Consider the following 357-nt stretch of genomic DNA (forward strand, 5'->3'; position numbering starts at 1 on the left):
GGTGAGCGCCGTGAGGGTGGCTTCCGCTCCGGCTCGGGCGGTGAGCGCCGCGAGGGTGGCTTCCGCCGCGACGACCGTGAGGGCGGGTTCCGCGGCGCCGACCGCCGTGAGGGCGGCTTCCGCCGCGACGACAACCGTGACGGCGGTTCCCGCCCGGGGGGCGCCGGCTTCCGGGGCGGGGACCGCCGCGAGGACCGGGACGCTGGCTTCCGGGGCGGCGACCGCCGGGAGGGCTTCCGGGGTGGCGAGCGCCGTGAGGACCGCGAGGGCGGTTTCCGGGGCGGGGAGCGCCGTGAGGGTGGCTTCCGGTCATCCGGTCCGCGCGAGGGTGGCTTCCGGGGTGGCGAGCGCCGTGAG

Annotated in this window: 1 pseudogene; it reads left to right on the plus strand. The window is 79.3% G+C overall.

Going from position 1 to position 357, the window contains the following annotated elements:
• Positions 1 to 357: pseudogene (locus ACNAVT_RS31855) on the plus strand (hypothetical protein); the annotation flags it as partial.

This window comes from Micromonospora sp. SL4-19 (genome assembly GCF_047921475.1).
Lineage (GTDB): Bacteria > Actinomycetota > Actinomycetes > Mycobacteriales > Micromonosporaceae > Micromonospora.